The organism is Curvibacter sp. GW821-FHT01G03 (genome assembly GCF_059422285.1).
The window spans coordinates 55,294-67,864 of record NZ_JBWKWP010000013.1 but is presented as its reverse complement, the minus strand read 5'-3'; the positions used below and the strand labels follow the sequence as shown (position 1 = coordinate 67,864).

At 66.3% G+C, this 12,571-nt stretch carries 11 protein-coding genes and 2 riboswitches; of the genes, 4 read left to right on the top strand and 7 right to left on the bottom strand.

The features are described 5' to 3' along the window. Positions 1-10: 10 nt before the first annotated feature. Both AC07VS_RS19085 and AC07VS_RS19080 read right to left on the bottom strand, forming a co-directional pair. Entirely contained in the window at positions 11-928 is a 918-nt protein-coding gene (locus AC07VS_RS19085) for a polysaccharide deacetylase family protein (protein ID WP_494656849.1), read from the bottom strand. 51 nt (positions 929-979) lie between these two features. Next, the gene (locus AC07VS_RS19080; protein WP_494751721.1) at positions 980-1,972 is read right to left on the bottom strand and encodes an MBL fold metallo-hydrolase; all 993 of its coding nucleotides are present in this window, start codon (positions 1,970-1,972) and stop codon (positions 980-982) included. Between the two features lie 132 nt (positions 1,973-2,104). On the opposite strand from AC07VS_RS19080, the gene AC07VS_RS19075 reads away from it, so the two are divergent. Beyond that, positions 2,105-2,971, top strand: a complete 867-nt coding sequence (locus tag AC07VS_RS19075; RefSeq protein WP_494656851.1) for a transporter substrate-binding domain-containing protein — start codon at positions 2,105-2,107, stop codon at positions 2,969-2,971. Positions 2,972-2,992: 21 nt separating this feature from the next. Here AC07VS_RS19075 and AC07VS_RS19070 read toward each other — a convergent pair whose 3' ends face one another. Together AC07VS_RS19070 and AC07VS_RS19065 are read right to left on the bottom strand one after the other, a co-directional pair. Further along, on the bottom strand, positions 2,993-4,246 hold the full coding sequence (locus AC07VS_RS19070; protein WP_494656852.1) for a branched-chain amino acid ABC transporter substrate-binding protein: 1,254 nt from the start codon (positions 4,244-4,246) through the stop codon (positions 2,993-2,995). A gap of 55 nt (positions 4,247-4,301) precedes the next feature. Further along, complete coding sequence (locus AC07VS_RS19065) at positions 4,302-5,930, bottom strand: long-chain-fatty-acid--CoA ligase (protein WP_494751720.1); 1,629 nt, start codon at positions 5,928-5,930, stop codon at positions 4,302-4,304. A 201-nt stretch (positions 5,931-6,131) separates the two neighbouring features. Then, positions 6,132-6,234, top strand: a riboswitch (glycine riboswitch). A gap of 1 nt (position 6,235) precedes the next feature. Further along, a riboswitch (glycine riboswitch) is annotated at positions 6,236-6,364 on the top strand. Positions 6,365-6,421: 57 nt separating this feature from the next. Between AC07VS_RS19065 and AC07VS_RS19060 the strand changes: the two genes are divergently transcribed. Next, a complete protein-coding gene (locus tag AC07VS_RS19060; RefSeq protein ID WP_494656854.1) occupies positions 6,422-7,693 on the top strand; it encodes a D-amino acid dehydrogenase in 1,272 nt (423 codons plus the stop codon). Between the two features lie 36 nt (positions 7,694-7,729). Here AC07VS_RS19060 and AC07VS_RS19055 read toward each other — a convergent pair whose 3' ends face one another. Continuing rightward, positions 7,730-8,158 (bottom strand): acyl-CoA thioesterase, encoded by a 429-nt coding sequence (locus AC07VS_RS19055; protein WP_492348378.1) that lies wholly within the window; start codon positions 8,156-8,158, stop codon positions 7,730-7,732. A gap of 253 nt (positions 8,159-8,411) precedes the next feature. On the opposite strand from AC07VS_RS19055, the gene AC07VS_RS19050 reads away from it, so the two are divergent. Next, positions 8,412-8,942 (top strand): chemotaxis protein CheW, encoded by a 531-nt coding sequence (locus tag AC07VS_RS19050; protein WP_494656855.1) that lies wholly within the window; start codon positions 8,412-8,414, stop codon positions 8,940-8,942. Positions 8,943-8,953: 11 nt separating this feature from the next. On the opposite strand, the gene AC07VS_RS19045 is transcribed toward AC07VS_RS19050, so the two are convergent. Together AC07VS_RS19045 and AC07VS_RS19040 are read right to left on the bottom strand one after the other, a co-directional pair. Next, a complete protein-coding gene (locus tag AC07VS_RS19045; protein ID WP_494751719.1) occupies positions 8,954-10,690 on the bottom strand; it encodes an FAD-dependent oxidoreductase in 1,737 nt (578 codons plus the stop codon). A gap of 52 nt (positions 10,691-10,742) precedes the next feature. Then, a complete protein-coding gene (locus AC07VS_RS19040) occupies positions 10,743-11,549 on the bottom strand; it encodes a shikimate dehydrogenase family protein (RefSeq protein WP_494656857.1) in 807 nt (268 codons plus the stop codon). Between the two features lie 191 nt (positions 11,550-11,740). Between AC07VS_RS19040 and AC07VS_RS19035 the strand changes: the two genes are divergently transcribed. Then, positions 11,741-12,568 (top strand): IclR family transcriptional regulator, encoded by an 828-nt coding sequence (locus AC07VS_RS19035; protein WP_494751718.1) that lies wholly within the window; start codon positions 11,741-11,743, stop codon positions 12,566-12,568. Positions 12,569-12,571: the final 3 nt, after the last annotated feature.

Below are 12,571 nucleotides of genomic sequence, written 5' to 3'. Positions count from 1 at the left end.
CTGCCCGGCCTCAGCGCAGGGAGCTTGCAAAGCCTTCGTCCTTGAGCGAGCCGAAGGTGTAGCCTGCGGCCAACAAGGCCTCGATGAGGGGCTCCAGCGACTTGAGGGTGTTGGGGTGGATCTCATGCATCAACACAATGCCTCCGCGGTGCGCCCGCAGTGCTGACAGCACGTGGCCCACGTAGTCTTTGCGGTAGGCTGGCAGCACGCCGCACTCCAGCGCTTCCTTGCTGTCCACGCTGCCGTTGGCGTCAAAAGCCCAGTCGCACGAATCGACATGCCAACCCACGGTCTGGTAACCCTCGGTCTTGAGCAGCGCGTTGGTTTCGCAACTTGAGTTGCCATAGGGGTAGCGGAACAACTTGGGGTTCAGGGCGGCGCCCAGGGTGGCCTCGGTGTCGCGCACCTCACGCGCCTGCACGTCGACCGCGATGCTGTGAAAGTTGGGGTGATTCCAGGAGTGGTTGCCGATCAGGTGGTGGCCCGAGCGTTGCACCGCAGCCACCAACTCGGGGTGGCGTTTGGCCTTTTCGCCGATCATGAAGAAGGTGGCCGGTACCTGGTGCCGCTCCAGCACCTCGAGGATGTGCTCGGTCTGCCCGGGCTCGGGGCCGTCGTCAAAGGTCAGTGCCACGTGCTGGGGCGGGGGGGGCGTTGAGATCTCGGACTCGTAGCGGCAACGCTCGCGCGTGAGCTGGGGGTCACCGTTGATGCGCTCGCTCAGGTGTTGCATCCGGTTGGCTCGGATGGCCGCCCGGTGTTCATTGCCGCTCAGGTCGGCGGCGGGTGCGATGGCAGAGGGGCGCGTGCCCGCGGGGGGCGTGGCCGGCAAGGCTTCATCCGAGGCGTGGGCCCAGAGGGCGTTGCTGGCCAGCAGGGCCGCCAGCAGCCCCGGGCGCAGGCGTTGTGTCAGGGTGGGGGATGGCATGCCGGCATGTTAGCGGCATGCACCGGGGCTGTCGGCCTGCAGGCCTGTGCTTCAGGAGCAGCCGGCCGTGCACAGGCCGCCGGCATCGAACTCCAGCGTCTTGTCCGACAGCGGCACATAGGCCGGCACCTTGCTGGCCTTCAGAAAGGCTTCGGTCTTGCTGCCGGGGCGCACCTTGCCGCCCACGGTGCCGACCTCGTTGGCGTGCGAGAGGATCACCGAGGCGGGCTTGACCAGGTCGTTGATCACATAGGCGGCCTCGGCAGGGCCGGTGGTGAAGCCATCGCCCATGTTCATCACGGCGAGCTTGGCGTGGTAGTGGTCGCGCACCACGCGCTCCTGATCGGCCAGGATGCCGGTGTCGCCCGACAGGTAGGCGACCAGGCCGTTGCTGAAGGTCAGCACATAGCCGGTGGCCGCACCGGCATCGCCCGCAATGCCGGCTTCTTTCATGGCCCGGCCCAGATCGCCCCCGATGTAGTCGGGGTCCACACCATTGCTGTGCAGGGCCGTCACGGTGGCGATGCGAACCCCACCCACCATCACACTGCCGCCAAAGCGGGCCAGCACCGATTGCCCAGGGTCGCCGCCGTTGGACTTGAGTTTGGCGGCAAAGAAGGCGGGCATTTCGCTGCCGCTGATGATCTTGGACTTCTTGGCCACGGCAATCGCCACCGCGCTGGTGGCCGGCAGGGCCGAGACCGACACATCGGGTTGGGCGCAGCTGCCTGCGTTGGGGGCCTTGTTGTGGGCATTGCCCACATGGTCACCATGCAAGTGGGTGACCAGCACGATGTCGATCTTGCCCAGGCGTGGGTCGTTGGCACCGGCCACTGTGCGACCCGGGTCGTACAGGATGCGGGTGCCATTCGGATCTTCAAATACCAGGGCTCGGTCCTGGGGGCAGAACTCGCCCGCCATGCCGCCCAGCGGCGTGACCTTGACGCTTTCCTTCACGTTCTGGGCCGCCGCGGTGCTGAGTCCGCAGCTGAAAGTCAGTGCCAGCGCGGCGCCCACGGTGGAAAGCCGGGATGTCTTGAACATGGTCTGTCTCCTGTTTTGTGTTTCAAAGTATTGCATAGGCCCTCCGTTTTTGCTGGGCGGGGTGGCGCCGGGTCTGGGTTGACAGGGGCTTGGTCGCTGACGACGATGGCGACCCGCCCCCAAGGAGACTGCATGCGCCCGATCACCTGCCCAACCCCGCCCGGGGCTGTCTCGGTTCGCCGCCGTGAACTGTTGGGGGCCTGTGCACTCAGCTGGCCGCTGGCGGCTTGCGCCAGCCGATCGGGTGATGTCTCCGCCGCTGCGGTTCGGTCTGAACTCGCGACCGAGGGGCGTCTGCGGGTGGCCATCAACCTGGGCAACCCGATCCTGGCGTCGCGGGGCCACGAGCCCGGTGCGCCCCAGGGCGTGTCGGTCGATCTGGCGCGTGAGGTGGGTCGACGCCTGGGCCTGCCCATCGAATGGGTCGAGTTGCCTGCGGCGGGCCGGGCGGTCGAGGCGGTGCGGGCCCGGCAGGTCAACCTGGCCTTCGTGGCCATCGACCCGGTGCGGGGCGCCGACCTGGATTACACGCCGCCGTACGTGGTGATCGAGGGCGCTTACCTGGTGCGGGCCGACTCGGCGCTGAGCCGCCTGGACGAGGTGGACCGCCCGGGCAACCGGGTGGTGGTGGGCCGTGGCAGCGCTTACGACCTGTACCTGACGCGGACGCTGCAGCACGCCCAACTGGTGCGGTCCGCCACCTCGCCGGCCGTGGTCGATCAGTTCCTGGCCGAGGGGCTGGAGGTGGCGGCCGGCGTGCGTCAGCAGTTGCAGGCCGACAGGGATCGCTTGGCCGCCACCGGCGGCCCTGCGCTGCGGCTGCTGCCCGGCCGCTTCATGGTGATCGAGCAGGCCATGGCCGTGCCCAAGGGGCGGCAGGCCGCGCAGGCCTGGCTCAGTGCGTTCATTGAAGAGATGAAGGCCTCGGGCCGGGTGGCCGACAGCCTGCGCCGCCACGGCATCGAAGGGGCGGCAGTGGCGCCGCCCGCCCGGCCCTGATGTGTGTCGCCGCGCCGGCGCTCAACTGGGCCGCTTCATCTGGCAGGAGGTCGGCTGGGCACTGATGTACGAATCCCAGGCCACCTCGGAGCGGAAGCCGTAGCCGGTGTTCTCGGCGTCGTACTTCACGCCTTTGCTGCCTTGCTTGGCCCAGATGCCCAGGTACAGCGGGGCCTCCAGCTGGTGATCGGTCTTGCGCATCTTCACCTCGCCCATGGGGCTTTTGTAGCTCATGCCTTCGAGCGCCAGGGCCACCTTCTTGGCGTCGGTGGAGCTGGCCTTGCGCATGGCCTCGCGCAGCATGTTCATGCTGTTCCAGTGCGCGGCAAAGATGAATTCGTCGTTGTACTTCTTCTTGTAGTCGACGTAGATCTTCTCCAGCTCGGGCGTGGGCGCGTTGTGCACCCAGTTCCACACCACGCCTACCTTGCCTTCACCCCAGTTGCCCAACTGGGCCGGGGTGCCCGGGTTGTTGGCGTTCAGGGTGAAGTAGTTGATGTTGAGCCCGTAGTCGCGTGACGACTTGAACAGCAGGGTCAGGTCGCTGCCCCAGTTCGAGGTGATCACCGTGTCGGCCCCGCTGGAGGCGATCTTGGCCACGTACGAGGCAAAGTCGCGCGTCTGGGCGATCGGAATGAAGTCGTCGCCCACGATCTGGATGTCCGGCCGCTTGCGCGCCAGGTACTCCCGGGCTGCCTTGGACACCTGGCGGCCATGGGTGTAGTCCTGGTTCAGCAGGTACACCTTCTTGATGTCCTTGCGGCCCTGCAGGTAGGTGGTCAGCGCCTCGATCTTCATCTCACTCGAGGGGTAGAAGCGGAAATGCCAGAAGCTGCATTTGTCGTTGGTCAGCAGCGGGTCCATGGCGGCGTAGTTCAGGTACACCGTGGCGCGCTCGGGCTCGCGCTCGGCCAGCTTGTTGAGCGCATCGACCAGGGCCAGTGCCACCCCTGAGCCACCGCCCTGGGTGATGTAGCGGATGCCCCGGTCGGTGGCCGCCTTGAGCACGTTCAGGCTTTCCTGGGGCGAGCCCTTGTTGTCGAAGTCGACCACCTCGAACTTGGGGTCGTTCGGGCCGGCCTTGGCATTGAGTTGCTGTACCACCTCACGCAACTGCTTGAGCGAGCTTTGCCCGGTCAGCGCAAAGGGCCCCGAGAGCAGGTCGATGAAGCCGATGCGCACGGTCTCGGCGGCGCCGGCGTGGGCCGCAGCGGCCAGCAGGGCGGTGGCCAGCCAGGTGCGGCGGCGCAGGCTTGAGGGTTTGAACAGGGTCATGAAGTCTCCAGGCGCGCCTAGGCGCTTTTTGTTGTGGGAAGCCGTGGCCGGTGGGTCACTGGCCTTCGAACACGCCGCCGTGCTGGTGGCGCAACTCGTTTTTCTGCACCTTGCCCGTGCCGCCCAGGGGCAGGCTGTCGACGAACAGCACCTCGTCGGGCAGCCACCACTTGGCCACCCGCTCCGTCAGAAAATCGAGCACCTGCTGCTTGCTCAGATCCTGCCCGGGCTTGCGCACGATGAACATCAGTGGGCGCTCATCCCAGCGTGGGTGCTTCACGCCGATCACCGCAGCCATGGCCACGGCGGGGTGGGCCACCGCAGCGTTTTCGAGATCGATCGAACTGATCCATTCACCGCCGGACTTGATCACGTCCTTGGTGCGGTCGCGGATCTGCATCACGCCCTGGGCGTCGATGGTGGCGATGTCACCGGTGGGGAACCAGCCGTCAACGAGGGCCTCGCGCTCGGCCTTGTGATAACGCTCCACGATCCACTGGCCGCGCACCATCAGCTCGCCTTGCGACACCCCGTCACGCGGCAGGTTGTGGCCGTTTTCGTCGACCACCTTGATCTCGATGCCGAACACCGATTTGCCCTGCTTGCCCACCAGCGCGTGGCGTTCTTCGGCCGGGCGGGCCATCTCGTCGGGGCCCAGGTGGCTCATGGTGGCGATGGCCGTGGTCTCCGTCATGCCCCAGCCGTGGCGCACGTCCACGCCATACACGTCATTGAACTTGGCGATCAGGGCCTTGGGCATGGCCGAGCCACCGACGCCAGTGCGGCGCATGGTGCTGAAGCGCAGCTGGTGCTGCTCCACGTGATGGATCAGACCCATCCAGATGGTGGGCACGCCGGCACTGACGGTGACACGTTCGGACTCCATCAGCTCGTACAGGCTGGCCGGGTCCAGACGAGGGCCGGGCAAGACCAGCTTGGCGCCCGAGATCAGGGCCGCATAGGGCAGGCACCAGGCATTGATGTGAAACATCGGCACCACGGGCAGCAGGGTCTCCTGCGCCCACAGGCTCAGCACGCCGGGCAGGCAGGCCGACAACGCGCTCAGGCACAGGGCGCGGTGAGAGTACAGCACCCCCTTGGGGTGGCCGGTGGTGCCCGAGGTGTAGCACAGGGCGGCGCCGGTCTTTTCATCCAGCTCCGGCCACTCAAAGCGGTCGTCCTGGGCCTGGATCAGGCTGTCCACCGCCAGCACGGCCGGGCCGGCCTCCAGTGAGGGCAGGGCCGCCTCGTCGCACAGGGCCACCCAGTGGCGCACGCGGGGGCAATGCGTTGCCACGGCCTGCACCAGGGGGGCGAAGGTGGTGTCGAAGAGCACCACCTCATCGTCGGCGTGGTTGATGATGTAGGCCAGTTGCTCGGGGTGCAGGCGCGGGTTGCAGGTGTGCATCACCATGCCGCTGCCTGAGACGGCGTAGTAGGCCTCCAGGTGGCGGTGGTTGTTCCAGGCGATCGAGCCCACGGTGCTGCCCGTCTTCAGGCCCAGTGCCTGCAAGGCCTTGGCCAGTTGTCGGGCGCGCCGGGCCAGGTCGGTGAAGGTGCAGCGGTGCAGGCTGCCATCGGTCTCGCGCGAGACGATCTGCTGAGTGCCGAACTGGGCGGTGCCGTGTTCCAGGATGGCCGAAACCAGCAGGGGGCGGTCCATCATGCGGCCGGGCTGTTGCATTGTCTGTGTCTCCTTGGGGCTGTTTTGAGGGTTCGGGGCTGTCGGCCCTTGAAAATGTGTCCGGATGTTCGCAAACGCATTCGCTCACCCTTGTCGTGTCGGCGACTGGTGGGTTTTGGCATGGGGGTAAAAACTTTTTGTTTCCAAGTGGCCCGGGTTCTTCTACACTGCGCCCGGTTGTCGGTTGAAAACCTCCGACACCAAGTGAACCCGGGAGAGACTGCCCCGCCTTCGATGGCTGGTGCGCAGCGCCGAAGGAGCAACCGCCCCGGAAACTCTCAGGCAAAAGGACCGGGTTCACACGCGACAGATACTCTGAAGAGCTGCCGGAAATCGTTTTCGTCGTCCGGCGCACCGAAGGAGCAAGCCCGCACCGCCCCCCTGTCAGGGCGGCGGCCGGGTGAATCTCTCAGGTCCAGAACAGAGGGGGCGCCTGCCACGCAATGTCGCGTGCAGGCCCCAACCTCATGACGAGTTCTGGAGCTTTTCCCATGAAAACCATCGCAGTCATTGGCGGCGGCATCACCGGTGTCACCACCGCCTACGCATTGGCCCGCCGCGGCCTGTCGGTCACCCTGTTCGAGAAGAACCGCTACGCCGCCATGGAGACTTCGTTTGCCAACGGCGGCCAGCTGTCGGCCTCCAACGCCGAGGTCTGGAACCATCCCTCCACCCTGCTCAAGGGCCTGAAGTGGATGCTGCGCAACGATGCCCCGCTGCTCGTCAACCCCAAACCCAGCTGGCACAAAATCTCGTGGTTCGCTGAGTTCATGGCCCACCTGCCGCATTACGAGCGCAATACCATCGAGACGGCCCGCCTGGCGGTGGCGGCGCGCGAGCATCTGTTTGGCTGGGCCCAGGAAGAGGCCATCGACTTCGACCTCAAGAAGCAGGGCATCCTGCACATCTACCGCGACAAGGCCGGCTTTGACCATGCGGGCCGGGTGTCCGAATTGCTGGCGCGCGGCGGCCTGCCGCGCCGTGCCGTGACCCCCGCCGAGATGAAAGCCATCGAGCCCACGCTGGCCGGCCAGTACTTTGGCGGTTACTACACCGAGAGCGATTCCACCGGCGACATCCACAAGTTCACCAATGGCCTGGCCCGTGCGGCTGAACGCCGCGGGGTGCGCACCCTGTTCGGGCAGGATGTTCAGGGCGTGAAGGCACATGGTGGCGGCATCCAGATCACGGCAGCCGATGATTCGGGCGTGATGCAGCACCGCTTTGACGGGGTCGTGGTCTGCGCGGGCACCGCCAGCCGCCAGATCGCCGCCAGCCTGGGAGACCGCATCAACATCTATCCGGTCAAGGGCTACTCCATCACCGTCAACCTGCGCGATGAAACCAGCCAGCGTGCCGCTCCCCAGGTCAGTCTGCTCGACGACGCCACCAAGCTGGTTACCAGCCGCCTTGGGGTGGACCGATTCCGCGTGGCGGGCACAGCCGAATTCAACGGCTTCAACAAAGACATCCGGGCCGACCGCATCCAACCCCTGATCGACTGGGTGCAGCAGTGCTTCCCGGGTGTCAGCACCCAGAGCGTGGTGCCTTGGGCCGGGCTGCGACCGATGATGCCGAACATGCTGCCGCGCGTGGGCCGGGGCCGGGCTCCCGGGGTGTTCTACAACACCGGTCACGGTCACCTGGGCTGGACGCTGAGCGCCGTCACCGCGGACATGATCGGGGATGTGGTGGCCGAGGCCTTGTTGCCGCAGCCGATGGTGATGGTCGCCCCCTCGGGCAGGGCGCTGTCACAGGCCTGAAGACGCTACCGCATCGAATGCGGACCGGCCTTCAGCTCAGCGGCACAACGCCAGGATGTCGGCTGGCACCGGCACGGCCTTGATGCGTTCAGGGCCTTCGGGGCTTTCGGGCAGGCGCACGCAGAAGGCGCGCACCTCACGGCCCTCGCACAGCACGTCGTCGCCCCGCATCACGACATGGCGGTGCACAAAGGTCTTGTCGCGCCATTCCTCGACACTGGTGTGGATCTGCAGCGTTTCGCCATAGGTGGCGGGGCGCATGAACTTGGTGTTGATCTCCAGCAGCGGCGTGCCGATGATGCCGGTGGTCTTGACCAGTTCACGCCAAGGCGGGACGCCGCAGCTCACGAAAAAGTTCAGCGACGAGGCATCCATCCATTTCGAAAAGTTCGGAAAGAACACGATGCCCGCAGGATCGCAGTCGCCGAACATCACCTTCACTTCATAGACCACGGTCTTGGTCATGGGGTCTCCATTGATTTCATTGATTTGTTTGGCAGGGCGATGGTGGTTCAGTCGCCGCTCGCCACGGCCCCGATTGTGGCCTGTGAGCGGCTGGACGGCCGTTGTCCCGGCGCGACCCCTCGCTTTCTGCGGGGCAGGGGAGGCGCGCTGCGGGTGTGTTTTCTATTGATTTTTTCATTTGTTTTGCTTATCATTTAAATCAATTTAAGCAAATATGGCGACTTGGCAACAAGCTTGCCTTCTGGAGTCAATCATGGAGCGCTCGATTTCAATGCCTTCTACCAGCCGTGCCGGCCGACCCACTGAGGCCGCAACCCAGGTGCGTGAGTACCTGGCCTTCCAGGTTGGCAAAGAGCTGTACGGCGTTGACATCCTGCGTGTGCAGGAGATTCGCGGCTTTGAGATGCCGACCCGCATCGCGGGTGCCACCGAGGTGGTGCGCGGCGTGTTGAACCTGCGTGGCGTGATCGTCCCCATCCTGGATTTGCGTCACAGCATGGGCCTGCCGGCCGACATCGGGGTGGCTACCGTGACCATCGTGATGAACCTCAAGCAGCGCACCGTGGGCTTTGTGGTGGATGGCGTGACCGATGTGGTGGGCCTGGCCCTGGCTCAAATCCAGCCCGCCCCTGAGCTGGCCGATGGGGGGCGCGGTACGTTCATCCAGGGCCTGGGTGAGTTGAGCGTGGAGGGCCGTCAACAGATGCTGATCCTGCTCGACGCTGATCAGTTGCTGGGCCAGTTGGGCGACAGCGAGCAGGCCTTGCTCGCGGTGCCCATGTAAGGTTTCAACCCTCAGAGCGCAGATCTGGCGCGCGCCCAGGCGTGCTGCGCTGCCAGGTAGGCAAACACCAGGCCAGGTCCGATGGTGATGCCCGGTGCGGTGTACACCCCCCCCATGATCGAGTTCATGTCGTTGCCCACCGCGTACAGGCCGGGCAGAGCCTGGTCGTGCTCATCGAGCAATCGGGCCTGCGCGTCGGTCACCAGGCCGGTGCTGGCGCCGATGTCCCCGGGGTACAGGCGGATGGCGTAGAACGGCGCCTCGCTCAGCGGCCCCAGGTTGGGGTTGCGATGGCCCGCCGCCGCATCGCCGATGTTCTGCTGGTAGGCGGTTTCTCCGCGGTGAAAGTCGGGGTCCACGCCGGTCTCGGCGTAGCGGTTGATTTGTGCCACCGTGTGTTGCAGCGCCTGCGCCGGCACCTTCAATTGGGCGGCCAGCTCGGCCAGCGTCTGGCCGCGCAGCAGGTAGCCCTCGGCCAGGAAAGGCGCCAGCCCCTTGCCGCCCGGGCGCACCATGCCCAGACCGTATTGGCGCAGGGCCTTGGCGTCGCACACCAGATAGGCCGGGATGGCGGGGGCGTGTGGGGCGGCCTTTTGCATGGCCAAGCCAAACAGGTGGTACGAGGTGCTTTCATTGACAAAGCGCTCACCAGCCTGGTTGACGGTCACCATGCCGGGCTTGGCCCGGTCCATCACGAAGTGCGGAAACACGGCCTGGCTGCCGTCGGGCCGGCGGCGCAGCGACACCGGGGCCCAGAAGGCCGGGCTCAGGCCGTTTTGGCCGTGCCGGGCACCCAGGCTCCGGGCCAGGCTCTGGGCCTGGCCGGTGTGGCCGGGCGCGGCCGGGCACCAGGCCTCGTCCGCCCCGGGCAGCAGTTTCTGGCGCCACTCGGGGTGGCGGTTGAAGCCCCCGCTGGCCAGCACCACACCACCGCGCACCCGCACGTTCAGGCGCTGGCCCTGGTGCTCCAGTGTCAGTTCGCGCAGGCCCTGCTGGTCGGGGCCGATGGCAGCCACGCTGGTGTTCAGTGCCAGGCTGACCGAGTCATGCTGCGCCAGCGAATACAGCAGGCGCGCGATCAGGGCATTGCCCATCACCAGTCGGGTGCCACGCGGGTGGCTGAGGCGGTCCAGGCCGTGCCGCGCCAGGATCTTGATCGAGTGCTTGAGCGAAGCCCACGAGCGGGTCATGCCCAGCAGGTGGTTGATGTCGTTGCGGTCCACCATCATGCCGCCCAGCACCGTGAACTCGGGGATGGGTGGGCGCAGCAACTTCAGCAGCGGGCCCAGGCGGCGGCCATCAAAAGGCAGGGGTTCCAGCGCCCGGCCGCACAGCGTCGAGCCGCCCAGGTCCGAGATGTAGTCGGGGTGCTTGGCGTAGGCGCGGTAGCGCACTTCGGAGTGCGCCTCGATCTGCTCGACCGCGGCCCGTCCATGGGCCAGAAAAGCCTCACGCAGGGCGCGCGGCGCGTTGTCGCCGATGGCGTTGTCGAGGTAGCGCGCCGCCTCGTTGAGGCTGTCTTGCGGGTTCACCGCGGCGCCCTGGCGCGTGCCCGGCACCCAGGTGGTGGCCGCCGACAGGGCCGTTGTACCCCCCACGTACCCGGTCTTCTCCACCACCAACACCCGCGCCCCCTCGATGACCGCAAACAGCGCCGCCGACAGCCCGGCCCCCCCTGCACCCACCACCACCACATCAAAAGTCTGGCCCGCTGTGAGGCCGCTCAGGTCTTTGTCCAACAACTGCATTTCAGTGATCCAAGAGAAAACGGTGGGGCCGAAGGCGGCTCAGGGAGCGGCCTTAAGCGGGGGACAGAAAATCCACCATGAGGTCCTTCACCCGCGCGAACATGTCCGCGCCAGTCATGGTCGTGCAGCCCAGGCTGCGCGCATGGGCGATCAGTGGGGTCACGGCCGGCTGGGTGATCACGCAGCCGACAAACATCTGGCCCTGCAGGCGGTTGGCGTCCAAGGGGTAAGGGTCACCGTTCTTCATGCCCACGGGCGTGGCGTTGAGCACGATGTCAAAGCCGCTCGGGTCGGCGCTGCCGTCTTGCACCGGGCAGCGGCCCAGGCCGGCCAGGCGGCTCACCAGGGTCTGGCGGCGGGTGTTGTCCTCGTCATGGATGGCCAGTTCGCTGACACCCGCCAGCACCAGCGCGTGGGCGATCGCCGAGCCGGCGCCGCCGGCGCCCACCAGCAAGGCTTTTTTTCCCGCCGGGTGGCAGCCGCGGTCCTGCATGGCGCTGACAAAACCCAGGCCGTCGAACATGTCGCCATACCAGCTGCCATCGGGCAGGCGGCGCATCACGTTGACCGTGTGCAAAAAGGCCGAGCGCTCGGAATGGGCGCTGCACAGATCGAAGCAGGCGAACTTGTGCGGCACGGTGACGATGATGCCGTCCACATTGCGGGCCAGCGACACGCCACGCGTCCACGCCGCCAGCTCGGCCGGCGGCACATGGGCCGGCACCACCAGGGCGTGCTGGCCACGCGCCTGCAAGGCCAGGCTGACCCCGGCGGGGGATTTGACCTGGGCAATCGGGTCGCCCACGATGTAGTGGACTCGGGTGGCGCCGTCGAGCGAAAGGCTCAGCTTGTCTGTCATGGTGTGAGGGTGATGACTGGTGAAAAGAAGCCAGATCGTATTTGAAAGTGGAATTCAATTCAACTATTGAATTTAATTCTAATTTATGGATATGATTGGGCCATGCTGTCACGCAACGCCCCGTCACTCATCCCCACCGCTGGCTGTGGCTCGGGTACGCTCGGGCTCCTTCCCGCATGGAGTGTTGAGCAATGAGTGGCGTATTGGAAAGAACCCTGGGCATTCTTGAACTGCTGGCCCAGCATGGCGACGGGCTGGAACTGGCCGTCATCGCCGACCGCCTGGACATCCCGCGCAGCGCGGTGCACCGCCTGCTGACCGATCTGGTGCGCTGTGGCTATGTGCGCCAGTTGCGCGACCATGGTGACTACATGCTCACAACCAAGCTGGTGGCCATGGGCCTGTCCTTCCTCAGCAGCACGGGCATCGTCGACATCGCCCAGCCCCTGCTGGACCGGCTGGCCGAGATTTCGGGGGAACTGGTGCGCCTGGCCGTGGTCGACGGTCACCGCCTCACCTGGGTGGCCCGTGCCCAGGGGGCACGCCAAGGCCTGCGCTATGACCCCGACATGGGCAGCGATGCCTTGCTGGCCTGTTCGTCTTCGGGCCTGGCCTGGCTGTCGGGCCTGAGCGACGACGAAGCCCTGGCCCTGCTGGCCCAGCAAGGGCTGGGTGAGCCCGGCAAATACGGCCCCAATGCCCCCACCAGCCTGCAGGCCGTGATGGCCGAGGTGCAGGCCACGCGCCAGCGCGGCTACAGCCTGACCAGTGAAACCTACACCGCCGGCCTCAATGCGATGGCCGCCCCGATCCGCCTGCATGGCCAGCCACCGCTGGGCACGCTCAGCATCGCAGGCCCGACCGTGCGCTTCACCCCCGAGCGCATGCAGGCCCTGGGCGATGAGCTGCAGGCCTGCGCCGCCCAACTGGCGGCTGCCAGCGGCAGCTCGCCTTTCTTCAGCAAACCTGCCCAGGGCGTGCGCGCCGCGGCAGGTGCCAAACCCATTTACGCGGCCTGAGGG